Below are 24,514 nucleotides of genomic sequence, written 5' to 3' on the forward strand. Positions count from 1 at the left end.
GGTGTGAGACTGCTGGACGACACACCCGGGAGACCGCCGGGTGTCCACGGTCCCGGTGAGGGGGAGGGGTGACGACGGCAGAGGCCGCGGAGGGCCGGCTCGAGGAGTTCACCTCGGGGCTCACCACGGCCGTCGCGCTGGCCGCGTGCCGCAACGCCCGGCGGACCGGGGCGGACCTGCCCGAGCTGGTCGAGTGCGTCGACGACGCGCTGGCGCACTGGCTGCCCGACCAGTTCTGCACGGGCGTCCTGACCCAGCTGGGCCTGGCCTCCGGAGTGCTGCGGTGGAGCAACCGCGGGCATCCCGCCCCGCTGCTCGTCCGCGGCCAGCGGCTGCTCGTCGACGCCCTGCGGCGTGAGCCGGAGCCGATGGGGCAGCCGTCCCTGCTCGCCGGGAGACAGCGGCAGACCCACGAGATCGCGCTGCGGCCCGGCGACCGGGTGCTGATGTACACCGACGGGGTGACCGAGGCCCGGGCGGGTGACGGCGGCGAGTTCGGCCTGGAACGGTTCGCCGACTACATCATCCGGGCGATGGCGGCGGGCGAGCTGGCACCCGAGGCGCTGCGGCGGCTCATCCACTCCATCCTCGACTCGCCCACCAGCCGGCTGCGGGACGACGCCACCATCCTGATGTTCGAGTGGACACCGCCGCCCCGGTGACCCGGGCCGGGGTCACTTCAGCAGGCGGGACATCCTGCGGTCCGCGAGCGGCTTGCCGCCCGTCTGGCAGGTCGGGCAGTACTGGAGCGAGGAGTCGCTGAAGGACACCTCCCGCACGGTGTCCCCGCACACCGGGCAGGGCTCGCCGGTGCGGCCGTGGACACGCAGTCCGCTCTTCTTCTCGGCCTTCAGCCGCCCGGCCGCCACGCCCCGGGAGCGTTCGACGGCCTCGGTGAGCGTGTCGCGCAGGGCCGCGTACAGCCGCCCGGTCTCCTCCTCGCTCAGGGACGCCGCCAGTTTGAACGGTGACATCCTCGCCGCGTGCAGGATCTCGTCGCTGTAGGCGTTGCCCACGCCCGCGATCAGGCCCTGGTCCCGCAGCGCGCCCTTGAGCTGCCGCCGTTCACCGGCCAGCAGCTCCGCGAGGCTCCGCTCGTCGAAGTCGTCGGCGAGCGGGTCCGGGCCGAGCCGGGCCACGCCGGGGACCTCCTGCGGGTCACCCACGACGTACACCGCGAGCCGTTTCTGGGTGCCGGCCTCCGTGAGGTCGAACCCGGCGCCGGTCTCCAGGGCCACGCGCAGCGCGAGGGGCCCCTTGCCGGGGCGGGGCGGCCCGTCGGGCAGTCGGTCCTTCCAGTGCAGCCAGCCCGCGCGGGCCAGGTGCGTCACCAGGTGCGGGCCGTCCGCGGTCGCGAGGCCGAGGAACTTGCCGTACCGGCGTACGGCGGTGACCTCGTGGCCCTCCAGCGCGGACAGGGGCGGTTCGTACGTCTTCAGGACGCTGATCGCGACGGGCAGCACCCGTACGATCTCGTGGCCGACGAGGTGCTCGGTCAGGAAGTCCTTGAGCGCCTCGACCTCGGGGAGTTCCGGCATAGGTCCAGAGTGCCACGTGGGATCAGTCGTGGCCGGGCACCACGAACTCGCACCACACGGCCTTGCCGCCGCCCCGGGCCTCCACGCCCCACACGTCGGTGAGCAGCTCCACCAGCAGCAGGCCCCGTCCGGAGACGCCCGACTCGCCCGCCTCACGGCGGCGCGGCAGGGCGCTGGAGGAGTCCTCGACCTCGACGCGCAGCCGGCGCTGGGAGCCGGTGAAGGCCCGCAGGGTGACGACCGCGGCCCCCTCGGTGTGCATCAGGGCGTTGGTGATCAGCTCGTCGGCGACCAGTTCGATCTCGTCGGCGCGGTCCTCCGCTCCCCAGGCGGCGACCGCGGTGCGGATCATGTGGCGGGCCCCGGTCAGGGCCGCCGGGTCGCCGGGGGCGACGTGCTGCTGGAGCCGGCGGCCGGACTGCGGGCTGTCGGGGCCGCGCCGGCGCAGCAGGAGCAGCGCCACGTCGTCGTCGCCACCGCGCTCGGCGGCCACCTCGATGAGCCGGTCGGCGAGGTCCCGTACGTCGTCGGGCCCGGTGTCGACGAGCGCGCTCAGGGTGCGCATGCCGTCGTCGAGGTCGGCGCCGGGCTGTTCCACCAGGCCGTCGGTGCACAGCAGCAGCGTCTCGCCGGGGTCGAGCTCTATGGTGCCCACCGGGTACTCGAGGCGGCCGAACTCGGCGGACAGCCCGAGCGGCAGCCCGCCCGGCACGGTGACGCGGCGGCAGGAGCCGTCGGTGTGGCGGACCAGGGGATCGATGTGGCCGGCGCGGACCATCTGGAGCACGCCCGTCGACAGGTCGGCCTCGGCGTAGAGGCAGGTCGCGGAGCGGTCGGTGTCGAGTTCGTGCAGGAAGACGGAGGCCCGGGCCATCACCGTGGCCGGGGGGTGCCCCTCGGCGGCGTAGGCGCGCAGCACGATGCGCAACTGGCCCATGACGGCGGCCGCGTGGGTGTCGTGGCCCTGGACGTCGCCGATGACGGCGCCCACCCGGCCGCCGGGCAGCGGGATCAGGTCGTACCAGTCGCCGCCGATGTCCCGGCCGACGGAGCCGCCGATGGTGGCGGCGCGGTAGCGGACGGCCACGTCGGCGCCGGGCACGCTCGGGATGGTCCGGGGCAGCATGGCCTGCTGGAGGCCCTGCGCGAGGTCCGTCTCCTGCTCGAAGAACATGGCCCGCTGCAGGCTCTGCGCGATGCTGCTGCCGAGGGCGACGAGGATGTTGCGCTCCTCGGACGTGAAGCCGTACCGGTCGCTGTAGAGCAGGCCCATCACGCCGATCGGCCGGGCCTGGACGATGAGCGGCAGATAGGCGGCCGAGGTGATGTCGAGGTCGGTGATGTGCGGCCACAGGAGCGGGTAGCGCTCGGCGAACTCCTGCGGTGACTCGATGAAGCACGGCCCGAGGGTCCGTACGGCCTCGCTCATCGGGTAGGGCTCGTCGATCCGCGTGACGCGGGTGCCGGGCACGAAGCTGTCCGCGGGGCCCTCGGCGACCAGGCGGATGCGGCCGGCCTCGACCAGGCCCATGACGAGGCTGGTGGCGCCCAGGTGGACGAGGCCGTGGGTGTCCTTGAGGACGTCGATGACGTCCTGGACGGTGCGGGCGTGGGCGAGGGCGGCCGTGGTCAGTTCGACGACGCTGGTCTGCTCCCGCCGGGCCTCGTCCTGGGCGGCCTGGTCGCGGCGGGCGTCGCTCTCGCCGAGCTCCTGGGTGGCGTCCCGGACGATGCCGATGATGCGGCGGGGGCGTCCGGTCTCGTCGCGCCGGATGTAGCCCTGGGTGTGGGTCCAGCGCAGCGCGCCGTCGCGGCGGCGGATGCGGAAGTAGGCGCCGTAGTTCTCGCTGCCGTCCTTCAGGGCCTGGGAGACCGCGGTGTCCAGGCGGCGGGCCTCACCGGGCGGGACGCGCTTGGACAGGGTCTCGGGGCGGTCGTCGTACTCGTCGGGGCGCACGTCGAAGACTTCGTGGGCCTGGGCGTCCATCTGCATCAGGCCGGTGTCGAGATCCCAGTCGAAGCTGCCCATCCGGTTGAGCGCGAGGATCGGGTCCGGGTGGGCGGGCCAGTCGTCCGGGAGGGACAGGGCGCTCGCTCCCCGATCAGCCATGGGCCCACCTTGCCAGGATTCGTCCGATTCTTCGACCGGATGTGCCGAGTGTACGAGCCGCTCCGCCGGACCGGCGCTCAGTGGGTGAAGACGTCTGCGGGGCCTCCGGGGGTGCGGTCGGCGGCCCGCTCGTCGGGGATCAGCCCGGCTCCGTCGGGCGGATCGGGGTTGTCCGGGACGGCGTCGGGGCCGATCTCGTCGGGACCGCCGGGGTCCTCCGGGGCGGCGGGTCCGTCGGGAGGCGGGGCACTCTCGTCGGCCGGTGGCACGGCCGGGTCCGTAACCGTCTCCGGGTCCGGCTCCGTGCCCTGCCGGCTCGTGTCGGCCGGGGCGTCCCCGGGGGACGCGGTGCCCGGGTCCGGCTCCGGCTCCGGGGGGACAGAGGGCCGGCGCACGGGTGGAGGCGACGGCCGGGACGGCTCCGGTCGTGTCGTCGACCAGACCGGTGGCGGCAGGGCCCGGTCGTGGCGGACGTCGTGACCGGTACGGCGTTCGATCCAGATCCGCCCGGTGAGGTCGATGATCGTGAGGTCCGCAAGGAGCCGCGGGGCGGGCGTCACGACGATCACCTCGCCGGGCCGGTAGCCGGGCCAGGGGGTGCCCCTCGTCACCGGTGTCCCGCGCAGTGCCGTCGGCGGGCGGAGCGGGTTGCCGCAGGCGCAGCGCACGCGCGGTACACCCCGGTCGTCGACCAGGACGGCGGTACCGGCCTGGAGGACGGACTGGTGGCGGGTGAGGCGTCCGGCCCGGAAGCCGTGGCCGGTGACGCGGGTGTCGGCGCGCAGCACGACCGGGGTCAGCGTGCGCACGTAGTCGGGCACGGACGCCGGGGAGACGCCCGCGGCCCGGGCGAAGGCACGGCCCCTGGCGCGGTCGCGGGTGAGGTGGCCGATCTGCCGGCCGATGTCGCAGCTGCCCGTCCGCTCGGCGCCGGCGTACAGGCCGGGCGTCGCGCCGGAGAGGGAGCGCGGCCCGCTGCGGGCGGGCACGGCCCGGTCCGTGCCCCGCGGCGTTCGCGGGGCGGGGGACGGGGTAGCCGCCGTGAGGGCCGTGGAGTCCGTGAAGGGATCGGGTCCCGGGTCGGCGGCCGGCTGGAGGAGGAGCTCTTCCCGGGTGCCCGCGTCGTCGCCGTGTCCGGGGGTGTCGCCGCCGCAGCCCGAGAGGAGGAGCGCCACCGAGAGCACGCAGGCCAGGAGGAGGGTCCCGGTGGGTGTCCGCACCTCGTCCTCCCGCTCACCTCGGCCCTTTCCGGGCACTGCGTCACTATTGTTTGCTTCGTTCACCCGGGTTACGCAACCGGAGCGGCGGCACACGGAGCGTGACGCCCGGGTCCGGAGCCGCACAGGGAGGAGGGCCGCACGGCCGTGGACTGGTTCACCGCATCCGACTACTGGCTGACCCGGCTGGTGTTCCAGCGGGCGCTGGCCGCCGTCTACCTGGTGGCGTTCCTGACGGCGGCCCTTCAGTTCCGCGCGCTGATCGGACGGCGCGGCATGCTGCCGGTGCCGCGGTTCGTCGAGCGGGTGCCGTTCAAGCGAGCGCCGAGCCTGTTCCAGCTGCACTACTCGGACCGGTTCTTCGCGCTCTGCGCCTGGACGGGCTGCGCCGTGTCGGCGGCACTGCTGGCCGGGCTGGACTCACTGCTGCCGCTGTGGGGCGGCATGCTGCTGTGGCTGGTGCCGTGGGTGCTGTACCTGTCGATCGTCAACGTCGGGCAGACCTGGTACTCGTTCGGCTGGGAGTCGCTGCTGCTGGAGGTCGGCTTCCTCGCCGTGTTCCTCGGCAACGACGAGGTGGCGCCGCCGGTCGTGGTGCTGTTCCTGCTGCGGTGGATCCTGTTCCGCGTGGAGTTCGGCGCGGGCCTGATCAAGATGCGCGGCGACGCGTGCTGGCGGAAGCTCACCTGTCTGGACCACCATCACGAGACGCAGCCGATGCCCGGCCCGCTCAGCTGGTTCTTCCACCATCTGCCGAAGCCGCTGCACCGCGTCGAGGTGGCCGCGAACCACGTCACCCAGCTCGTGGTGCCGTTCGCCCTGTTCACCCCGCAGCCCGTCGCGTCGGCCGCCGCCTCGCTGATGATCGTCACCCAGCTGTGGCTGGTGCTGTCGGGCAACTTCTCCTGGCTGAACTGGATCACGATCGTGCTGGCGCTGTCGGCGGTGCGGTTCCCGGCCGATCCGCCGGACGTTCCCGACGCACCGCTCTGGTACGTCGTCGTGGTGCTGGCGGTGGCCGGCGGGCTGGCCGGCCTCAGCTACCGGCCGGTCCGCAACATGCTCTCCCGCCGCCAGGTCATGAACCGCTCCTTCGACCCGCTCCATCTCGTCAACACGTACGGGGCGTTCGGCAGCGTGAGCCGGGTCCGCTACGAGGTGGTGGTGGAGGGCACGGCGGACGACGTGCCGCGTGCCGAATCGGACTGGCGGGAGTACGAGTTCAAGGGCAAGCCGGGCGATCCGCGGCGCTGGCCGCGGCAGTTCGCGCCCTACCATCTGCGGCTCGACTGGCTGATGTGGTTCGCGGCCCTGTCCCCCGCCTACGCCGAGCCCTGGTTCGGGGCGCTGGTGGAGCGGCTGCTGGAGAACGACCGGGACACCCTGAGGCTGCTGCGCCGCTCGCCGTTCCCGCCGGACGAGCCCCCGCGGTACGTGCGCGCCCGTCTGTTCCGCTACCGCTACACGACGTGGCGCGAGCTGCGGGAGACGGGCGCGTGCTGGGAGCGGACGTATGTGCGGCAGTTCCTGCCGCCGACGCGGCTGGCGGAGCCGGTTCACAGGCCGTAGACGCGGGTGGCCGTGGTTTCCAGGACTGGGGTCATGGCCCGCACGCCGGGCCCGCAAGACCCCGCACCGCACCGCCCTGATCCACGGCGAGTCCGCCACCGACTACGGCACGCTCCACGCCCGCACCACCCGCCTGGCGCACGCCCTGCGCGCCCGGGGCGTGCGCCGCGGCGACCGCATCGCCTACCTCGGCCCGAACCACCCCTCCTACCTGGAGACCCTGTTCGCGGCCGGCGGGCGTAGTCCTCGCACTCCAGGACAGGGAACAGGTCCGTGCCGCTGCGCCGGATCGTCCAGGACGTGGCGCCGGCCGCGCGGATGGCGTCGGTGAGTTCCTCGGGGATCTCGCGGTGGGCCGCCTCGTACTGGTCGATGCGGTCGGCGCGGACCTTGGTGTGCAGGGCGACTCTCATCACGGCTCCTTCGGCGCCTCGGCGGGGACGGGTGCTTCGGCGGGCAGCAGGCCCTCGGCGCGCAGGTCCTGCCAGAAGGCGGCGGGCACCCGGGCGGCGAACTGGTGGGCGCAGTCGCGGACTTCGTGGGCCGAGCGGGCCCCGACCAGGACGCTCGCCACGGCCGGGTGGGCGGCGCAGAAGGCCAGGGCGGCGGCGCGCAGGGTGGTTGCGTGGCGGTCGGCGGCGGACTTCAGACGCAGGGCGCGCTCGACCAGTTCGGAGGGGGCAACGGTGTAGTTGTACGTCGCCCCGGGCTCGGGGTTGGCCAGCAGACCGGAGTTGAAGGCGCCGCCGATGACGACGGACGTGCCGCGTTCCTGGGCAGCGGGCAGCAGATCGGTGAGGGCGCTCTGGTCGAGCAGGGTGTAGCGGCCGGCGCACAGCACCACGTCCACGTCGGTGTCGCGGACGAAGCGGGTGAGCATCTCCGCCTGGTTCATGCCGGCGCCGATCGCGCCGACCAGGCCTTCGGAGCGGAGCTTCTCCAGCGCCGGGTAGCCCTCCCGGAAGGCCGCTTCGGCGTGGTCGTCGGGGTCGTGGAGGTAGACGACGTCGACCCGGTCGAGGCCGAGGCGTTCCAGGCTGGCCTCCAGGGTGCGGCGGATGCCGTCGGCGGTGAAGTCCCACACGCGGCGGTGCGTCGCGGGCACGGCGAAGCCGCTCGCCAGGTCGTCACCGGCGCTGCCCGAGGGCTCCAGGCGGCGGCCCACCTTGGTGGAGACGGTGTACCGGTCCCGGGGGTGCTCGCGCAGGGCGGCCCCGAGGCGCCGTTCGGACAGGCCGAGACCGTACTGCGGGGCGGTGTCGAAGTAGCGGATGCCCCGCTGCCAGGCCGCCTCCACGGCCTCGTGCGCCTGTTCCTCGCCGACCTCGGTGTACAGGTTGCCGATGGCGGCGGCACCGAAGGACAGGGCGCTGACCTCGACGGCGCTGCGGCCGAGCCGGTTCACCGGGCCACCGGGCGCAGCCGCAGGCCCTGCATGCCGCCGTCGACGGCGAGTGCGGTGCCGGTGGTGGCGCCGGACAGCGGGCTCGCCAGGTAGGCGACGGCACCCGCGACCTCGGCCGCCGAGACGAGCCGGCCCGTGGGCTGGCGGGCTTCCAGCGCGGCGCGTTCGGCGGCCGGGTCGGGCGCGGCGTCGAGGAGTCGCCCGACCCACGGGGTGTCGACGGTGCCCGGGTTGACGCAGTTGACGCGGATGCCCTCGCGGACGTGGTCGGCGGCCATGGCGAGGGTGAGGGAGTACACCGCGCCCTTGGTGGCGCTGTACAGGGCGCGCTGCGGCAGGCCGGCGGTGGCGGCGATGGAGCAGGTGTTGACGATCGCGGCGTGTGCGGAGGCGCGCAGGTGTGGCAGGCAGGCGCGGGTGGTGCGGACCATGCCGACGACGTTGACGTCGTAGACGTGGTGCCATTCGTCGTCGGGGTTGTCCTCGACGGTGCCCTGGGCGCCGATGCCGGCGTTGTTGACCAGGATGTCGAGGCCGTCGAGGTCGGCGACCGCGGCGGCGACGGCCTCGCGCACGGACGCGTCGTCGGTGACGTCCGCGCGGTGACCGAGCAGCGGCTTGCCGGCCGGCGACGGGTCGAGGACGGCGACGCGGGCGCCGCGCTCGGCCAGCAGCTCGGCGGTGGCCCGGCCGATACCGGAGGCTCCGCCCGTCACCAGGGCCTTCAGGCCCTCGAAGTCGCTCATGCGACCTGCTCCTTCTTGGTCTCGTCGAGGTCGGCGGCCCAGAACTCGCCGGCCGGGTAGCCGTACCGCGCCAGCGACTCGGGCCGCATGGCCGCCGAGAAGCCCGGCGCGGTGGGTGCCGTGTAGTGACCTTCGCGGATCACCACCGGGTCGAGGAAGTGGTCGTGCAGATGATCGACGTATTCGATGACGCGGTTCTCGGTGGTGCCGGTGAGGGCCACGTAGTCGAACATCGACAGGTGCTGGACGAGCTCGCACAGGCCGACGCCCCGGCGTGCGGGCACACCGGTACGCCGATGCGGGCGGGGGTCGGGGACACGGAGGGCCTTTCGATTCGGGTGCGGGTGGCGGGCGGGTCAGTCCTGGGCGCGGCCGGTGGTGACCCGGGCGATCATGAGGGCGACCAGGATGATCCCGCCGTAGATGGCCTGGATCCAGAACGACGGGACCTGCGCGAGGGTGAGCAGGACCAGCTGGCCGAGGTGGAGAAGCACCTGGCGGCGATGAACGCCACGGACGATCCGGAGGAGATCCGCGCCCACGACCTGGCCTTCCACCGGGAGAGCGCGGTGGCCGCGGGCAACGAGACGATGGCCGCGATCCTGGAGGGCCTGTCGTCGCGGACGTTCCGCGCCCGCGTCTGGCGCGGCTACCAGGAGGAGGGCGCCTTCGCCCGCACCCGGCGCGAGCACGCCGCGATCCACCGGGCCCTGGCGGCCCACGACCCGGAGGCGGCCCGTGCGGCGGCCGCGCACGTGGGCGAGGTGGAGCAGTGGCTGCGGGCGCAGCTCGGGCCCTAGGTCAGACCCAGGGCCCGGCGCCGCACCGCTACTTGAACTGACCGGGCCGGTAGTCGCCCGCCGGCTGTTCGAGCATGACGTTCAGCCGGTTCGCGGTGTTCATGAAGGCGATCAGGGTCACCAGCGCCATGAGCTGCTCCTCGTCGTAGTGCTTGGCCGCCCGCTCCCACACCTCGTCCGGCACCCCGCCGGCGCCGTCCGCGATCCGGGTCCCCTGCTCGGCGAGTTCCAGCGCGGCGCGCTCCGCCTCGGTGAAGACCGTCGCCTCACGCCATGCCGCGACCAGATGAAGGCGTACGGCGCTCTCGCCCGCGGCGGTGGCTTCCTTGGTGTGCATGTCGATGCACACCGCGCATCCGTTGATCTGGCTCACCCGCAGCGAGACCAGTTCCCGGGTGGCGGCCGGCAAGGGTGACTCCACCACCAGCCGCCCCACGGAGGTGAACTGCTTGACGAGCTTGCTCGCGCTGGGGCTGCCGAAGATGTCCAGTCGTGCGCTCATGGTGAGCTCCTCTGCCGTTGTCGGTGCGTGCACCCCTATGAGGCAGCGGCTCGTCACGATGTGACATGGACGAAGGTGACCTGCGTCTCCCCCTGTCCGCCAGGCGCGCCGCAGCCGGGGCGCCACCAGGCCGCCTGGTCAAGCCGTGGCTGTCCGCGCTGTCACGGCCGCGGCGCGGGGCGGCGGCCCGGCCCGCACGGTGCGGGTGCCGGTGCCGGGACTGATCGAGCGCGGCAGCACGGGGGCGGCGCGGGACTCGGCGAAGGCCGGACCTGGTCTCCCGTGGCCGACGGGGTCACACTGGGCCGTATGCGGCTTCGGGGCAGCGCCTGCGCGGCCGCCGGAGTGCTGCTGGCCGTCGCGATGGGCTGCACCGGCGGTGGGGACGACGACACGCCACAGGTCTCCCCGGCACCGGCCCGTGCCACCGGAGAGAGCCCCCGCGCCACACCCACCCCCACTCCCACCCCGGTCGACCCCGTCTCCCTCCCGGCCCTGATGCGGCGCGAGCACACCGGCTCCGGACTGCGTCTCGGCGCGGTGCTCGACCGCACCTCCGCCTACACCCGCTACGCCGTCACCTACGAGGCCGACGGCCTGACCGTCTCGGGGATCATGAACATCCCGGAGGGCAGGGGCCCCTTCCCGGCGCTGGTGCTGGCGCACGGTTACATCGACCCCGACGTGTACGTCAGCGGCCAGGGCATGCCCCGCGAGCAGGACCGCCTGGCCCGCAGCGGCTACGCCGTCCTGCACACCGACTACCGCAACCACGCCCGCTCCGACAAGGACCCGGACAACGACGTGAATCTGCGCCTCGGCTACACCGAGGACGTCATCGGCGCCGCCCTGGCCCTGCGCGACTCCGGACGTCCCGAGATCGACGGCGACCGCATCGGGCTGTTCGGCCGGTCCATGGGCGGCGGGGTCGTGTACAACACGCTGGTCGTGGCGCCGGGCCTGTTCGACGCGGCCGTCGCGTACGCCCCGGTCAGCGCACGGCCGGAGCAGAACATCGACCACTTCCAGCGGCCCGACGGTGATCCCGTCGTGGCCGAGATCGAGGACCGGCACGGCACGCCCGAGCAGAGCCCGGCCTTCTGGCGGGGTGTCACACCCCTTCATTACCTCGACCGCGTGACCGAGCCCCTGCTGATCCAGCACGGCACCGCGGACGACACCTGCCCGCCGGCCTGGTCACGGGAGGCCGCCGCCGCATTCGAGAAGGCGGGCAAGGACGTCGAGCTCCGTGCCGTCCCCGGTGAGGGGCACACGTTCGGGCCGAAGTGGGCGGCCTCGATGGACGTCACCGAGGCCTTCTTCGAGCGGCATCTGCGCTGAGCCGGGCCCTCTCCCGCGGCATCGTCCCCGTCCCGACACCGCCGGCGACCTCGACGCACGGTCCTCACCGGGTGCACAGTTCTCCGTACGTACTCGCCAGTAAGCCCGTCCTTCCGCATCCCGAGGAGCCCCTGTGACCACCTGGGCCGGCCGCACCGCCGCCGAGACAGCCGCCGCCGTCCGCGAGAAGCGGGTGACGCCACGCGAGGTCGTCGCCGAGCATCTCGCCCGGATCGAGCGGCTCGACGGCCGGGTGGGGGCCTTCCGCGCGGTGCGCGCCGAAGCGGCCCTGGCCGAGGCCGACGAGGTGGCGGCGCGCGGCGACGTCGCCGAACTGCCGCTGGCCGGGGTGCCCGTGGCCGTCAAGGACAACCTGGCCGTGCGCGGCGAGTCCCGGCGCGTCGGCTCGGCCGCCACACCGGAGACACCGGCCGCGCGGGACCATGTGACGGTGGCCCGGCTGCGGGCGGCGGGCGCGGTGGTCGTGGGGCTGACGAACGTGCCCGAACTGTGCGTCTTCGGCACCACGGACGGCGTGCTGGGCATCGCCCGCAACCCCTGGGACCCGTCGCGCTCGGCGGGCGGTTCGTCGGGCGGCAGCGCGGCCGCCGTCGCCGCCGGGATGGTGCCGATCGCCCTCGGCAACGACGGCATGGGCTCCCTGCGCATACCGGCCGCCAACTGCGGTCTGGTCACCCTCAAGCCGGGACGGGGGGTGATTCCGACCGGTGACGGGGACAGCACCTGGTTCGGCATGTCGGAGAACGGGCCGCTCGCCACGACCGTCGAGGACGCCCGCCTGATGTTCTCGGTCCTCGCCGGCGTCGAGCCCGGCCCCGGGTCCGGGCCCGGTGTCCTCAGGGTCGCGGTGTCGCTGCGCAGTCCGCTGGCCGGCGTCACCATCAGCCGCCCGTACGCGGCGGCCGCCCGGGAGGCGGCCGGGCTGCTGATGAGGGCGGGCCACCAGGTCCGGCGCGCCGACCCGCCCTACCCGATGTCCCTCGCCACGACCTCCCTGGCCCACTGGACGGCGGGCACCGCCGCGGACGCGCGGCCCCTCGACCCCCGACTGCTGACGCGACGCACCCGCGTCCACGCCCGGCTCGGCCGGCCCTTCCTGCGCACCGTGGGCTCCGGGGCGAGCCGGGAGCGGCTGCGCCGACGGCTGGAGCCGTTCTTCGCCGAGCACGACGTGCTGCTCACGCCCGCGCTCGCCCGCCGCTCCCCGAAGGCCGGGCCCTGGCACGAGCGGGGCTGGCTGAGCAACGTACTGGCGAACACGAACTACTCCCCCTTGACGCCCCCGTGGAACCTGACCGGCTGGCCCGCCATGTCCGTGCCCTGCGGGACGCTCCCGTCCGGTGCCCCGTGCGCCGTGCAACTGGTGGGCCGCCCCGGCATGGAGTCCCGACTCCTGGAGCTGGCAGGGCAGTTGGAGGAACGAAACCCGTGGCAGCGTACGGCGCCGATGAACTAAGGTCGGCCGGGTGACTGCCGGGTCGGCCGTAGGCCATGCACGAGTGAGGCGCCCGGCCTCGGCGTGAGCGCGGCGGGGGTGACCCCGCCCGGGCCCGCCCGAGAGCCGGAGAGGGCACGCGCCCCGCCTCTCGTCTCCGTGACTTCATCTGTCTTCATCCCCGCGCCCCTCAGCGGCGCTTCACCGTGGACACCGAGACCGGAGACGAACCCACCCATGTCCCGCACCCAGCACACCACCGAACTGCCGACCACGATCGCCCACCTGAACCACACCGCCGTCTACGCCTGCGACCGCCAACTGTCCGCGGAGTTCCTCGCGGCCGTCCTGGGCCTGCGGGTGGGAACCCCCTTCGGCCCGTTCCTCCCCGTCGACCTGGGCAACGGCGTGACCCTCGACTACTACGAGAAGACCGACGAGCCGATCCAGCCGCAGCACTACGCGTTCCTCGTGCCCGAGGAACAGTTCGACGGCATGATCGACCGCCTGGAGGCGCTCGGCGTCACCTACTACGCCGACCCGAACCACACCCGGCCCGGCCGGGTCAACGACCTGTTCGGTGGCCGTGGCGCCTACTTCGACGACCCGGACGGCCACAACTTGGAGATCATGACCCGCCCGTACGCCCGGCCCTGACCGCCTCCCCCGGGGCCTTCCGGGAGACCACCCGGTGGTGCTTGCCGAGGCGCCGGGTCCGTTCGAAGCCCTGGTTCTCGAACAGCGCCACCGTGCCGCTGTAGAGGAACGACGCGGAGACCGACCGGTCCTCGGTGTCCTCCGGGTAGCCCTCCACGGATCCGCCGCCGAGCAGCGCGATCTCCTGGAGGGCGCCTTCGAGGGCGCTCGCGGCCACTCCCCCGCGGCGGCGGGCCCGATCGACGAAGAAGCAGGTGATCCGCCAGTCCGGAAGGGCACCGAGGTCCTTCTCGTAGGCGCGCCGGTGCTTGATGCGGGGCAGTTCGGTGGGCGGCCCGAACTGGCACCACCCGACGCAGTCCTGCCCGTCGTGGACGAGGGCGGCAGGGGCGCCGCCCTCGCGGACGCGCCGCTCCTTCACGGAACGGTTCCGCTCCGGTGACTTGTCGCGGCTCAGGCCCTCGGGGTGGAAGGCCATGCACCAGCACCGCCCCACACGCCCTTGTGCCGCTCGACCAGAGCGGCGAAATCCGGCCAGGTGGCCACGTCCAGGGGTTGTGCGCGAAGACCGGTCACGGGTCTCCTCCGTTGCTCTACAACGCCCGGTGCATGATGTGCAGTCCCACCCGGCCGTGCCGGGGGTGGTCGAACGCGTCGGGCACGGTGCCGAGGATGGTGAAGCCGAGGGAGGTCCACAGGCTCACGGCCGGGTTGGTCTCGACGACGGCGTTGAACACCATGCCCCGGTAGCCCGCGGCCCCGGCCTCGGTCAGGAGGTGTTCGGCGAGGGCCCGGCCGTAGCCCCGGCCGCCCTGGTCGGGGTCGACCATGAAGCCGGCGTTGGCGATACGGGCCGCGGGGCCGCCGTAGTTGGGGGTGAGGTAGGCGGAGGCGACGAGGACGCCGCTGTCGTCCTCGACGACGTAGACGCGTTTCGCCGGGTTCATCCACAGGACCCGGGCCTCCTCCTCGGAGGTACCCGGGTCCCAGGCGTAGGTCTCGCCCGCGGCGACGATGCGGTGCCAGAACGGCCAGATGCGAGGCCAGTCGTCAGCTGTCGCTTCCCTGATCAGCATGGTCGTGAGTCTGGCACGCCCATGCGCTGCGATCGCGCTGGGGTCTGCCCGCTGTCAGTCGACGCTGGGCAGGATGTGGGGCTCCGCGAGGTCTTCCTCGTAGCCCGCCAGGCGGATCGGGGCCGAACGGGCCCACACGTCGAGGCTGCCGAGCTCGTCGACCCGTCGGCCGGCGCGCTCGCCGCGTTCCTTGGGGCGCTGATCGCGATTCGTCTTCTCCGGTGTCACCGCGCACTCCTTATGTGTCGGTCACCCTCGGGACGTACGCGCCGGTCCTGCTGCGCCTGACGCCCGCTCGGGCCTCTATGCCAAATGCAGTTCGGACGCGGTGGCGCCGGTCGACTCACGGGAGAGCAGGCCGTGGTGAACCGGCTGGTCCCATGACGGACCGTGGGTGTGGGTAGGACCCCGTGGTGCTGTCCGTCCGCATCAGACTAACCAGATGAGCGGAGCCCCGCTCGATGGGGCTGGAAACAGCCGGTAACAATCGCGCGTCATCTGTCGTTCAACTGGCGTTTCCGTACGGGTTTGCAGGCAGAAGGGCGTTTTACGAATCACTCGAACGGCGTACGGCGGCGACGGCGCTTTCCAGCCGGTCGCGCAGTTCGAGTGCCGTCGGCCGAGTCGCGGGCTCGCCGCCCTGCCCCACTGCCGTACGGCGACGGCCGCCTCGCGGCTGGTGCGCCTGCGGGGGCTTCCGGGACCACGCCAGCCCACCGGCCGACGGCGATCTCCTCGCCCTGCGCCAGGCATCCGAGGAGGGCCGCACGGCCGGTTCCGGCGCCGGTCCTGGAGGACCGGCGCCCGGTCCTGGAACCGCTCGCACGCACAACTCCCGCTTCCGAGCCGTCGACTGACGGCTCGTCACGGGAGGTGCGGGCCCTACCACTTCCCGGGCGCGTAGTCCTTCATGAAGACCCCGTACAGGTCCTCCCCCGCCTCGCCCCGCACGATCGGGTCGTAGACCCGGGCCGCGCCGTCGACCAGGTCGAGCGGCGCGTGGAACCCCGCCTCGGCGAGGCGCAGCTTGTCGTAGTGCGGCCGCTCGTCCGTGATCCAGCCCGTGTCGACCGAGGTCATCAGGATGCCGTCGGTCTGGAACATCTCCTGGGCGCTGGTGCGCGTGACCATGTTCATCGCGGCCTTGGCGGCGTTCGTGTTGGGGTGGCCCGCCCCCTTGTAGCCACGCCCGAAGACGCCTTCCATCGCCGAGACGTTCACGACGTACGCGCGTCCGCTCGCCGCCTTCTTCGCGGCCTCGGCCATGGCCGGCCGCAGCTTGCTGATCAGGATGAACGGCGCCGTGTAGTTGCACAGCTGGGTCTCCAGCAGCTCCACGGGCGAGATCTGCTCGATCGTCTGCACCCAGGTGTTGGAGTCGACCACGTCGGGCACGAGCCCGCCCGCGTCGATCGCCGTGCCGTCGAGGTGCCGCTCGACACTGGCGTTGCCCGCGACCAGGGCGAGGTCGGCGACCTGCTGGGCGTCCAGGCCACTGGTGCCGAGGGGCAGCGCGGCGATGCCGTCGACGGCGCCGGAGTTGAAGGCGCCGATGACGTGGTGGGCGGGCAGCTCACCGGCGGGCAGCGGCGCGCTCTCGCCCTCGACCAGCGCGGCGTAGGCGGAGGGCAGGCGGCGCACGGTCTGCGTCGCGTTGTTGACGAGGATGTCCAGCGGGCCCGCCTCGGCGACCTGGTCGGCGAGGGCCACGGCCTGCGCCGGGTCGCGCAGGTCGATGCCGACGACCTCCAGGCGGTGCATCCAGTCCGCGGAGTCGTCCATGGCCTTGAAGCGGCGGATGGCGTCCTTCGGGAAGCGCGTGGTGATCGTGGTGTGCGCGCCGTCGCGCAGCAGCCTCAGCGCGATGTACATGCCGATCTTGGCGCGGCCGCCGGTGAGCAGGGCGCGCTTGCCGGTGAGGTCGGCGCGGACGTCGCGCTTCTCGCGGTTCACGCGGGCGCAGTCGGGACAGAGTTGGTGGTAGAAGTAGTCGACTTCCACGTACCGGGCCTTGCAGGTGTAGCAGGAGCGCGGGCGCTGGAGTATCCCCGCGATCCTGCCCTCCTCGGTGTTCGACGACGGCAGCAGGCCCTCGGTCTCGTCGTCGATGCGCTGGGCGGAGCCGGTCGCGGTGGCCTCCGTGACCGCCTTGTCGTGGGCGGTCTTGGCGGCCCGGCGCTCCTGGCGGCGGCGCTGCTTGACCGTGCGGTAGATGCCGGCCGTGGCCCGGCGCACCGCGATCGCGTCCGGGTGGTCGACCTCCAGCTTGTCGAGTTCCTCGAGCACGCCGAGGCAGACGGCCAGCCGCTCCGGGTCGATGCCGGGTCCGTACGAGAGCCCGCCGGCCTCGTCCATGGCCTGCGGGCCGTCCTCTGTCACCGTCATCGCCGCTGTCGTTCCCTGCTCTGCCGTCGCGGCGCGCCGGTCGCGCCCGCTTTCGAACGGCGAATTTTACGGAGCGTCGGGCCGCACCGCCAAACTCGCCTTGATCACGACCGGCAGGCCTTGATCAGCGTGGCCACCTCCTTCGAGACGGCCGTGGCGAACAGGTCGAGGTCAGGGACCGCCTCACCGTCCGCGACGAGGCCGTAGTGGACGCTCCCCCGGTAGGTGGAGACGGCGACGGCCAGGGAGTGGCCGGGGGCCAGCGGGGCGAAGGGGAAGACGGCGGTGAGCGGGTGGCCGCCGAGCTTCAGGCCGAGGCTGGGCAGGGGCACGCTGGTCACCAGGATGTCGAACCAGAGCCGGGCCGCCTGGCCGACCAGGGGGCCGCCGAGCCGGTGGGCCAGGGCGGGGACGTGGTCGGCGAGCAGGGCGACGGCGCCCGCGCCCCGGTTGGGGCCGGCGTCCTTGTTGCGATCCATGGCGTCCCGGACGGAGGCGAGGCGTGCCAGCGGGTCCGGGTCGTCCACCGGAAGCCGTATCAGGTACCCGGAGAGCCGGTTGCCCTGCGGGTAGGCGGTGCGCGGGCGGCGCTTGGAGACGGGGATCAGGGCGCGGGGTGCGACGTGCTCGCTGCCGTCGCCGCGCTCGTCGAGCCAGCGGCGCAGAGCGCCCGCGACGACCGCGATGAGCACGTCGTTGACGGTGCCGCCGACGGTCTTGCGGACCCGGTGCACGTCGTCGAGGTCGAGCACCACTCCGGCGGTGCGGCGGGTACCGCTCGGCTCGCAGGTCAGCGCGGGGGTGGAGCGCACGTCGAGGGAGGAGCGGGCGACGGAGGCGCCGATGTCCAGGGCGCGGCTCACGTCGGACAGGGCGCCGCGCATCATCCCGGGCAGGTCGCGCACGTCGGGAAGCAGCGGGCGCGGGGGCGCGGCGGGGCGGGGCCGGGGCGCGGGCATGTCCATCGGGTCCATGACGCCCGCGGCGAGCGTCAGCGCCCGCAGCCCGTCGGCCAGGGCGTGGTGGAACTTGAACAGCACCGCGAAGCAGACGCCGTCCTCGCCCGGCAGCACGTGGGCCTCCCAGGGCGGCCTGCCACGCTCCAGCGGACGCTCCATGAGCCGGCCCGCGACCGCGTGGAAGTCGGCGGTCGGGGCGTGCAGCCGCACATGGTTCAGAGGGTCGAAGTCCGGGTCCGCCTCGCGGGCGGCACCGCCGAAGGCGAGCGGCCTGCGCAGGGCGGAGGGCAGCGGCTGCCACACGTCGCGGATACGCATCCGCAGCCCGGGGACACCGGCGGCCCGGGCCGCGAGCAGGTCCGCCGCATGGGCGCCCGCGGCGGGTGAGTGAGCCGAGAAGATCCCGAGCGCGCCGAGGTGCATCGGGTGTTCCGCGGACTCGATGTTCCAGAACGCCAGGTCGAGGGGGGCTAGCAGGTCAGCAGTCAAGGGCTTGCCTCGCGTGGACGACGGGTGGGCCAGCAGTCAACCGCCCCCCGCCGATTACGGTCAAGTACGATCACGCTACGTACAGTTAACAGCAGATTAAGCCCCGCCCCGATGAAAGGGGCGGGACTCATGGTGCATGTGCGGTCAGTCCAACACAGGTTGCGCCGCCGGGCACCCGGTGGGAGTCACCCGGGAGGCGTCATGGATCAGCGCCTCGTGTGCGGCCTTCAGCTTGGCCGTGTCGGGTTTCAGCACCGCCCGGTCGTAGGTGAGGAAGCCGTTCAGTTCACCCTCCACGTCCGCGATCTGGGTGTACACGGCACCGTTGCCGCCCTTGCAGACCAGCGCCCGGACCTCGTCCAGCTTCCTCAGGTAGTCCTCGGTGTAGGTCGCCGGGTCGACGTCGACGTAGGACTGCTGCACCGACCAGGCGTGGCCGGGGACCGCGAGGCCCAGGCCGCCGTACTCTCCGCTGACCAGGGCGCGCTCGCCGTCGGGGTGGGGCGGCAGGGCCGGGCTCGGATAGCCGTGCTCGTCCATGAGGTCGCCGGTGCCGCCGTCGGCGCCGAGGTTCAGCCCGGACTGGCCGTTGACCAGCCGGGTCGGGTCCCAGGCCTTGGCCTGCTCGGCGACCCGGCCCACGTCGTACTGGCCCCAGCCCTCGTTGAAGGTCACCCACATGACGACCGACGGGCTGTTGATGTGCTCATCGATCATCTCCTTCATCTCACGCTCGTAGCGGGCCCGGGAGGTGGCGCTCGGGTTCACCCCGGCCGTCATCGCCGGCATGTCCTGCCACACCAGCAGCCCGAGCCTGTCGGCCCAGTAGAACCAGCGGTCCGGCTCCACCTTGATGTGCTTGCGCACCGAGTTGAAACCGAGCTGCTTGTGCGCCTTCAGGTCGTGGGCCAGGGCCTCGTCGGTGGGCGCGGTGTGCAGGCCGTCGGGCCAGAAGCCCTGGTCGAGCGTGGCCATCATGAAGACGGGCTCGCCGTTGAGGACCGTGCGCGGGACGCCGCCGATCTTCTTGACGGCGATGGAGCGCATCCCGAAGTAGCTGCCGACCCGGTCGGCGCCGGCCTTCACCTCCAGCCGGTAGAGGAAGGGGTCGTCGGGCGACCAGAGGTGCGGGTCGTTCAGGGTCAGGGTCAGTACCCGGCCGGTGCGGCCGCTCGCCGTGGCCACCTTGCGCCGTCCGTCGTACGCCGTCGCCGTGATCGGTACGCCGTCCCGGACGCCCCGCGCCTCCACCGTCAGCTTCTCGCCGGCCACGTCGGGGGTGAGCTTGAGCGAGTCCACGTGGTCGCGGGCCACCGGTTCCATCCAGACCGTCTGCCAGATGCCGGAGGACGGGGTGTACCAGATGCCGCTGGGGTCCAGGCGCTGCTTGCCGAGCGGCGGGTTCTCGCCCGAGGCCGCGTCGGTCGGGTCGTAGACGCCGACGATCAGCTCCTGGGTGCGGCCGGGCTTCAGCGCGTCGGTGATGTCGGCGCCGAACTTGTCGTAGCCGCCCTCGTGCGTGGCGACCTTCGTGCCGTTGACGTACACCTCGGAGCGCCAGTCGACTGCGCCGAAGTTGAGCCGGAGCCGCTGTCCGGCGCCGATGCGCCAGTCGGCGGGGACCGTGAAGGTGCGGCGGTACCACATGCGGTCCTCGTGCCGTTCGATGCCGGAGAGCTGGGACTCCACCGGGTACGGGACGAGGACGCGCTCCTTCAGCGTCCTGCCGACGGGCGGCTGCTCGCCCGGCTCGGCGGCGGCGAACTGCCAGCGGCCGTTGAGGTTGCGCCACGCCTCCCGGGTGAGTTGCGGGCGCGGGTACTCGGGGTGGGCGTTGCCGGGTCCGACCTCGTCGGCCCAGCGGGTACGCAGCTGGTGCGTCGAGTGGTTGGGGCCGCTGGTCCAGAACGCCTTGACAACGTTGCCTTCGGCGTCGGTCAGGCCGCCTTCCCCGTCGTAGCGGACGTCTGCCGTGCCACGGGCGGTGCCCGTCTTGTTGCCGACGACCGGCTCGTCGAGGGCGACCAGGAGGGCGGTGGGGTCGGACGGGTCCGGGCGGGCCGCGCCCAGGGGCCACGTGGCGCCGCCGATCACGGCGGCCAGATGGTCGGTGAAGTCCGCCGGGGGTGTGGCGAGGGCCTGGGCGAAGTCGAGCTTCAGGGTGCGGCCGGTGGACTGCACGGTGGCCGCGAGGGCGCCGTCGTAGTCGAAGCCGTCGGGGATGCGGAACGCCGACTGCGGGACGGGGGCCTTGGCGACGCCGGGCTGCGTCCAGCGCAGGTGGAAGTTGGACCCGCCGTAGTGCTCGAAGTACTCGACCTTGATGTCGTGGGCCCGGCCGGCGGTGAGGTCGACGGGCTCGGCGGTCTGTTCACGGTCCCAGTCGTCGACCCAGTGGTCGATGGCGAGTGTGCCGTCGATCCAGAGGCGGAAGCCGTTGTCCGCGGAGACGGAAAAGGTGTGGGGACCGGTCTTCTCCGGGACGATCTTCCCGGTCCAGCGGACGCTGACGTCGTCCGACCGGCCGGTGGTGAAGTTCAGGCGCGGCTCCAGGTTGTCGAAATCGAGGTCCTGGTCGAAGGTCGTCGCCTTGAGGGTGTGGAAGTCGAAGGCACCCGGGGCGGAGTGGGTGTAGTACTCGCCCTTGAGGCCGTGGATCTCGGCGGGTTCGTCCGCCAGGGCGGGCGCGGACGCGAGGCCGGTGAGGGCGAGGAGCGCGGCGAGCAGTAACGCGAGGCGGTTTCTGGGGCGTCGGGGACGCACGGAACCTCCATGCCAACGTTGTCATGTACAAGACGTTGGCATGACAACACGGATCCGGGGCTTCGTCCAGAGGCAGGACAAAGTCCCCGGGGCCGCCCCGCGTCAGGTGACCAACTGCCCCTTCCCGAGGGCGATGACCCCGCCCTTGGAGACCGTGTACAGCTCCGTGTCCCGCTCCGGGTTGACGCCGATGGTCGCGCCCGGCGGCACCTCGACGTTCTTGTCGAGCACGGCACCGCGCACCACCGCGCCCCGCCCGATGTGCACGTTGTCGTGCAGCACCGAGCCCTGCACCACGGCGCCCGGGTCGACCACCACACCCGGCGACAGCACCGACCGCGTGACCTGCCCGCGCACCAGGCAGCCGGCACTGATGATGGACTCGCTGGCGATGCCGCCGGCGTTGAAGCGGGCCGGCGAGAGCTGGTACGAGTGCGTGTAGATCGGCCAGCTGCGGTTGTACAGGTTGAAGGCGGGCCGCTCGGCGATGAGGTCCATGTGGGCCTCGTAGTAGGCGTCCAGCGTCCCGACGTCCCGCCAGTAGCCCTGGTCGCGGGTGGTCTCGCCGGGCACGTGGTTGGCGCTGAAGTCGTACAGCGCCGCCTCGCCCCGCTCGGTGAGCTGAGGCAGGATCGAGCCGCCCATGTCGTGCACGGAGGACTCGTCCTCCGCGTCCCGCTTGAGCGCCTCGATGAGGGCCTTGGTGGTGAAGATGTAGTTGCCCATGGAGGCGAACACGCAGTTGGGATCGTCCGCCAGACCGGGCGGGGCCGACGGCTTCTCCAGGAAGCGCTCCACCGTCTGCCCGTCCGAGCCCGGCGTGATCACCCCGAAGGACGAGGACTCGGTGCGCGGCACCCGGATCCCCGCGACCGTCACGCCGGCACCGCTCTCGATGTGCTGGGCGAGCATCTGGCGCGGGTCCATGCGGTAGACGTGGTCGGCGCCGAACACGGCGACGTACTCGGGGCGCTCGTCGTAGATCAGGTTCAGCGACTGCAGGATCGCGTCCGCGCTGCCCAGGTACCAGCGCGGACCGAGGCGCTGCTGGGCGGGCACGGGCGTGACGTAGTTGCCCAGCAGGTTGGACATCCGCCAGGTCGTCGTGATGTGCCGGTCCAGCGAGTGCGACTTGTACTGCGTCAGGACGCAGATGCGCAGGACATCGGCGTTGACGAGGTTGGACAGGACGAAGTCGACCAGGCGGTACGTACCGCCGAAGGTCACCGCCGGTTTGGCACGGTCGGCGGTCAGGGGCATCAGCCTCTTGCCCTCACCGCCCGCCAGCACGATCCCCAGGACCGAAGGACCACCACCTCGCATGGCCGCTCCCCTCACGCCGATTTCCCGATGCCTGCCCCTGAGCAGTACCCACTAAGCCTGTTTGACGATCTCCTCGTAGAGCCGGACCGTGCGGCGGGCCACCGCGTCCCAGCCGAACTCGCCGACCGCGCGCTCCCGCCCGGCCTCGCCCATCCGCCGGGCGGCCGCCGGATCGCCCAGGACGGTGTCCATGGCCCGGGCGAGGCCCGCCTCGAAGCCGTCGCCGGGTGCCACGAGCAGGCCGGTGGTGCCGTCGTCCACGACCTCGGGGATACCCCCGACCGCCGAGGCCACCACGGGCGTGCCGCAGGCCATCGCCTCCAGGTTCACGATGCCGAGCGGCTCGTACACCGACGGGCAGACGAACAGGGCCGCATGGGTGAGGAGCTGGATCACCTCCGGGCGCGGCAGCATCTTCGGGATCCAGAACACGCCGTCGCGGACCTCGCTCAGCTGCCCGAACAGCTCGCGGAACTCCTGGTCGATCTCCGGTGTGTCCGGCGCCCCCGCGCACAGCACGACCTGCGCGGCCGGGTCGATGTCCCGCACCGCGCGCAGCAGGTGGGGCACGCCCTTCTGGCGGGTGATCCGGCCGACGAAGAGGACGTACGGGCGGGAGCGGTCCAGGCCGATGCGGTCCAGGGCGTCCGTGCCGTGGTCGGGCCGGTACAGCCCGGTGTCGATGCCGTTGTGCACGATGTGGACCCGCTCCGGGTCCAGCGCCGGGTAGCAGCCCAGGATGTCCTCGCGCATGGCGGCGGACACGGCGATCACCGCGTCGGCGGCCTCGACCGCGGTGCGCTCCGCCCAGCTGGACAGCTCGTAGCCGCCGCCGAGCTGCTCGGCCTTCCAGGGGCGCAGGGGCTCCAGGGAGTGCGCGGTCATCACGTGCGGGATGCCGTACAGCATCTTGGCGAGGTGACCGCCCAGGTTGGCGTACCAGGTGTGGGAGTGGACCAGCTCGCGGCCCTCGAGGGCCGCGGCCATGGCGAGGTCGACGGAGAAGGTGCGCAGCGCGTCGTTGGCGCCGTCGAGCGCGGACCAGGGCCGGTGGCGCCGCACACCGTCGGCGCGGCCCTCGCCCCAGCAGTGCACGTCCAGGTCGACGAGCGGTCTGAGCTCACGGGCGAGGAACTCCACATGGACGCCCGCACCGCCGTACACATCCGGCGGGTACTCCCGGGTCAGCAGTCCGACGCGCACCCGCAACTCCCTGCTCTCAGCGGCCGTTCCCTTTCATGGTCACCCAGAAGAGGCGCGTGGGGAAGAGCGAGGCGGCCGTGTGAAGCAACAGTCACCGCAGACGCCCCCGCCGGGCACCCGGTAGTACAGGCAGCAACTGCGGCGGCGGAAGGCGGATCCGGTGAGGGTTCCGGCGCCGGCGAGCAGGGGGTGCGCGAGGAGTTCCGCGGTCAGGGAGCGGGCCCGGACGGCGACGTCCGTGCGGCCGTGCCGCCGTGCCCAGCGGTCGAGCTCCCGGGCGGCGCCGGCCAGCGCGGAGGCGGCGTTGCCCCGCAGCAGGCCCGGCGCCAGGCGGTGGTGGACGCGCAGGGCCGCCGCCAGCGGTACGAGGTGGCCGTGCAGGACGACGTCCGCGACGGTCGGCGCGGTGCCGGGCAGAGGCCGTACGCCGGTGAGCCACAGGTCGTCGGGTGCACTGCCGTCGGCGTCCCAGTGCAACAGCCGGGCGTCGAGGTCGGGGACGGAGCCGTACAGCGCGGCGCAGCCGAGGGCGACCGACCAGAGCCGGGCCGCGAGCCCCTGGTGGGTCACGGACGCGGCGACGCGCGGCTCCGGGGCGCGCAGCGCGGTCGCGACCTTCCGCACACGAAAAATCAGAGGATTTCCTGACACATCCCGTGACGTTGCGACGTACGCCTGTGCGAGAGTGGGGAGAGACCCGGCCGATGCTCCTTCTGTGCGCAGCACGAAGAAGCCGGCGAGCGGGCGGAGCGCGGCGAGGTCGGGGTCGAGGTCCACGAAGAGCAGTAGTACCAAGGCCCCTAAGGGATGCGACCCGGTGGCCCCGACCGGAGGCGCCCACCCTGGGGATGACGGGGCTCCCCTCGTACTCCATCGGCAGTAGGACCCAATGAGTGCTCAGGGACGACGACGGGAAGACCTGGACACGGCAGGGTGTTGGTCATGAAAGCCCACCTTTCGCCGCGCCGGGCCGAG

The 24,514-nt window shown here is 72.7% G+C and carries 19 protein-coding genes and 6 pseudogenes; 7 read left to right on the forward strand and 18 right to left on the reverse strand.

Translation table 11 applies throughout. The features are described from left to right. Positions 1-104 precede the first annotated feature (104 nt). A pseudogene (locus ACFY9E_RS01425) lies at positions 105-662 on the forward strand (PP2C family protein-serine/threonine phosphatase); the annotation flags it as partial. Positions 663-674: 12 nt separating this feature from the next. Here ACFY9E_RS01425 and ACFY9E_RS01430 read toward each other — a convergent pair. The 3 genes from ACFY9E_RS01430 to ACFY9E_RS01440 form a co-directional block, all read right to left on the reverse strand. Next, entirely contained in the window at positions 675-1,538 is an 864-nt protein-coding gene (locus ACFY9E_RS01430) for a DNA-formamidopyrimidine glycosylase family protein (protein ID WP_390978215.1), read from the reverse strand. A 22-nt stretch (positions 1,539-1,560) separates the two neighbouring features. Beyond that, positions 1,561-3,648, reverse strand: a complete 2,088-nt coding sequence (locus ACFY9E_RS01435) for a SpoIIE family protein phosphatase (RefSeq protein WP_390978217.1) — start codon at positions 3,646-3,648, stop codon at positions 1,561-1,563. Between the two features lie 77 nt (positions 3,649-3,725). After that, positions 3,726-4,868 carry a DUF6777 domain-containing protein gene (locus ACFY9E_RS01440; protein WP_390978219.1) on the reverse strand — a complete coding sequence of 381 codons (1,143 nt, stop codon included), beginning with the start codon at positions 4,866-4,868 and terminating at the stop codon, positions 3,726-3,728. 144 nt (positions 4,869-5,012) lie between these two features. Between ACFY9E_RS01440 and ACFY9E_RS01445 the strand changes: the two genes are divergently transcribed. Then, positions 5,013-6,434 carry a lipase maturation factor family protein gene (locus tag ACFY9E_RS01445; protein WP_390978220.1) on the forward strand — a complete coding sequence of 474 codons (1,422 nt, stop codon included), beginning with the start codon at positions 5,013-5,015 and terminating at the stop codon, positions 6,432-6,434. 25 nt (positions 6,435-6,459) lie between these two features. Beyond that, positions 6,460-6,669, forward strand: a pseudogene (locus ACFY9E_RS01450) (AMP-binding protein); the annotation flags it as partial. Here ACFY9E_RS01450 and ACFY9E_RS01455 read toward each other — a convergent pair. From ACFY9E_RS01455 to ACFY9E_RS01475, 5 genes and pseudogenes are all read right to left on the reverse strand, one after another. After that, positions 6,668-6,847 (reverse strand): annotated as a pseudogene (locus ACFY9E_RS01455) (L-rhamnose mutarotase); the annotation flags it as partial. The pseudogenes ACFY9E_RS01450 and ACFY9E_RS01455 sit on opposite strands and share 2 nt — an antisense overlap. Beyond that, on the reverse strand, positions 6,847-7,839 hold the full coding sequence (locus tag ACFY9E_RS01460) for an aldo/keto reductase (protein ID WP_390978222.1): 993 nt from the start codon (positions 7,837-7,839) through the stop codon (positions 6,847-6,849). The gene ACFY9E_RS01460 and the pseudogene ACFY9E_RS01455, both read right to left, overlap by 1 nt. Beyond that, a complete protein-coding gene (locus ACFY9E_RS01465) occupies positions 7,836-8,585 on the reverse strand; it encodes an SDR family oxidoreductase (RefSeq protein WP_390978224.1) in 750 nt (249 codons plus the stop codon). Before ACFY9E_RS01465 ends, ACFY9E_RS01460 begins: the two co-directional genes overlap by 4 nt. Further along, a pseudogene (locus ACFY9E_RS01470) lies at positions 8,582-8,889 on the reverse strand (enolase C-terminal domain-like protein); the annotation flags it as partial. The pseudogene ACFY9E_RS01470 and the gene ACFY9E_RS01465, both read right to left, overlap by 4 nt. A gap of 52 nt (positions 8,890-8,941) precedes the next feature. After that, a pseudogene (locus ACFY9E_RS01475) lies at positions 8,942-9,052 on the reverse strand (ABC transporter permease); the annotation flags it as partial. On the opposite strand from ACFY9E_RS01475, the pseudogene ACFY9E_RS01480 reads away from it, so the two are divergent. Then, a pseudogene (locus ACFY9E_RS01480) lies at positions 9,053-9,385 on the forward strand (FadR/GntR family transcriptional regulator); the annotation flags it as partial. A 28-nt stretch (positions 9,386-9,413) separates the two neighbouring features. Here the strand turns inward: ACFY9E_RS01480 and ACFY9E_RS01485 are convergent. After that, complete coding sequence (locus ACFY9E_RS01485) at positions 9,414-9,887, reverse strand: carboxymuconolactone decarboxylase family protein (protein ID WP_390978226.1); 474 nt, start codon at positions 9,885-9,887, stop codon at positions 9,414-9,416. Positions 9,888-10,196: 309 nt separating this feature from the next. On the opposite strand from ACFY9E_RS01485, the gene ACFY9E_RS01490 reads away from it, so the two are divergent. The 3 genes from ACFY9E_RS01490 to ACFY9E_RS01500 all read left to right on the forward strand — a co-directional run bounded on the left by ACFY9E_RS01490 (position 10,197) and on the right by ACFY9E_RS01500 (position 13,341). Beyond that, positions 10,197-11,228, forward strand: a complete 1,032-nt coding sequence (locus tag ACFY9E_RS01490) for a prolyl oligopeptidase family serine peptidase (protein WP_390978229.1) — start codon at positions 10,197-10,199, stop codon at positions 11,226-11,228. A gap of 133 nt (positions 11,229-11,361) precedes the next feature. Next, entirely contained in the window at positions 11,362-12,705 is a 1,344-nt protein-coding gene (locus ACFY9E_RS01495) for an amidase family protein (protein ID WP_390978231.1), read from the forward strand. Positions 12,706-12,921: 216 nt separating this feature from the next. After that, a complete protein-coding gene (locus tag ACFY9E_RS01500; RefSeq protein ID WP_390978233.1) occupies positions 12,922-13,341 on the forward strand; it encodes a VOC family protein in 420 nt (139 codons plus the stop codon). On the opposite strand, the gene ACFY9E_RS01505 is transcribed toward ACFY9E_RS01500, so the two are convergent. The 9 genes from ACFY9E_RS01505 to ACFY9E_RS01545 form a co-directional block, all read right to left on the reverse strand. Continuing rightward, positions 13,313-13,819: a GNAT family N-acetyltransferase gene (locus ACFY9E_RS01505; RefSeq protein ID WP_390978235.1), complete on the reverse strand. Its 507-nt coding sequence runs from the start codon at positions 13,817-13,819 to the stop codon at positions 13,313-13,315. The two genes, ACFY9E_RS01500 and ACFY9E_RS01505, sit on opposite strands and share 29 nt — an antisense overlap. Before the next feature lie 115 nt (positions 13,820-13,934). Beyond that, complete coding sequence (locus ACFY9E_RS01510; protein WP_390978237.1) at positions 13,935-14,417, reverse strand: GNAT family N-acetyltransferase; 483 nt, start codon at positions 14,415-14,417, stop codon at positions 13,935-13,937. Positions 14,418-14,471: 54 nt separating this feature from the next. After that, positions 14,472-14,645: a hypothetical protein gene (locus ACFY9E_RS01515; protein WP_102913158.1), complete on the reverse strand. Its 174-nt coding sequence runs from the start codon at positions 14,643-14,645 to the stop codon at positions 14,472-14,474. Between the two features lie 654 nt (positions 14,646-15,299). Next, the gene (locus ACFY9E_RS01520; RefSeq protein WP_390978239.1) at positions 15,300-16,802 is read right to left on the reverse strand and encodes an SDR family NAD(P)-dependent oxidoreductase; all 1,503 of its coding nucleotides are present in this window, start codon (positions 16,800-16,802) and stop codon (positions 15,300-15,302) included. Positions 16,803-16,906: 104 nt separating this feature from the next. Beyond that, positions 16,907-18,250: a wax ester/triacylglycerol synthase family O-acyltransferase gene (locus tag ACFY9E_RS01525; protein WP_390978241.1), complete on the reverse strand. Its 1,344-nt coding sequence runs from the start codon at positions 18,248-18,250 to the stop codon at positions 16,907-16,909. 144 nt (positions 18,251-18,394) lie between these two features. Beyond that, on the reverse strand, positions 18,395-21,013 hold the full coding sequence (locus tag ACFY9E_RS01530; protein WP_390978243.1) for a PA14 domain-containing protein: 2,619 nt from the start codon (positions 21,011-21,013) through the stop codon (positions 18,395-18,397). Positions 21,014-21,115: 102 nt separating this feature from the next. Next, positions 21,116-22,336, reverse strand: a complete 1,221-nt coding sequence (gene glgC, locus ACFY9E_RS01535) for a glucose-1-phosphate adenylyltransferase (protein ID WP_390978245.1) — start codon at positions 22,334-22,336, stop codon at positions 21,116-21,118. A gap of 51 nt (positions 22,337-22,387) precedes the next feature. Beyond that, positions 22,388-23,539: a glycogen synthase gene (gene glgA, locus ACFY9E_RS01540; RefSeq protein ID WP_390978247.1), complete on the reverse strand. Its 1,152-nt coding sequence runs from the start codon at positions 23,537-23,539 to the stop codon at positions 22,388-22,390. Between the two features lie 39 nt (positions 23,540-23,578). Continuing rightward, entirely contained in the window at positions 23,579-24,334 is a 756-nt protein-coding gene (locus tag ACFY9E_RS01545; protein WP_390978249.1) for a (2Fe-2S)-binding protein, read from the reverse strand. Between the last annotated feature and the right edge of the window lie 180 nt (positions 24,335-24,514).

This window comes from Streptomyces sp. NPDC012466, assembly GCF_042955215.1.
Classification (GTDB): Bacteria; Actinomycetota; Actinomycetes; order Streptomycetales; family Streptomycetaceae; genus Streptomyces.

What these genes read in the sequence shown, in the direction of transcription:
- ACFY9E_RS01430 (WP_390978215.1), bottom strand. Translation starts at nt 1,538, where the DNA reads ATGCCGGAACTCCCCGAGGTCGAGGCGCTCAAGGACTTCCTGACCGAG.
- ACFY9E_RS01435 (WP_390978217.1), bottom strand. Translation starts at nt 3,648, where the DNA reads ATGGCTGATCGGGGAGCGAGCGCCCTGTCCCTCCCGGACGACTGGCCC.
- ACFY9E_RS01465 (WP_390978224.1), bottom strand. Translation starts at nt 8,585, where the DNA reads ATGAGCGACTTCGAGGGCCTGAAGGCCCTGGTGACGGGCGGAGCCTCC.
- ACFY9E_RS01485 (WP_390978226.1), bottom strand. Translation starts at nt 9,887, where the DNA reads ATGAGCGCACGACTGGACATCTTCGGCAGCCCCAGCGCGAGCAAGCTC.
- ACFY9E_RS01490 (WP_390978229.1), top strand. Translation starts at nt 10,197, where the DNA reads ATGCGGCTTCGGGGCAGCGCCTGCGCGGCCGCCGGAGTGCTGCTGGCC.
- ACFY9E_RS01500 (WP_390978233.1), top strand. Translation starts at nt 12,922, where the DNA reads ATGTCCCGCACCCAGCACACCACCGAACTGCCGACCACGATCGCCCAC.
- ACFY9E_RS01505 (WP_390978235.1), bottom strand. Translation starts at nt 13,819, where the DNA reads ATGGCCTTCCACCCCGAGGGCCTGAGCCGCGACAAGTCACCGGAGCGG.
- ACFY9E_RS01510 (WP_390978237.1), bottom strand. Translation starts at nt 14,417, where the DNA reads ATGCTGATCAGGGAAGCGACAGCTGACGACTGGCCTCGCATCTGGCCG.
- ACFY9E_RS01520 (WP_390978239.1), bottom strand. Translation starts at nt 16,802, where the DNA reads ATGACGGTGACAGAGGACGGCCCGCAGGCCATGGACGAGGCCGGCGGG.
- glgC (WP_390978245.1), bottom strand. Translation starts at nt 22,336, where the DNA reads ATGCGAGGTGGTGGTCCTTCGGTCCTGGGGATCGTGCTGGCGGGCGGT.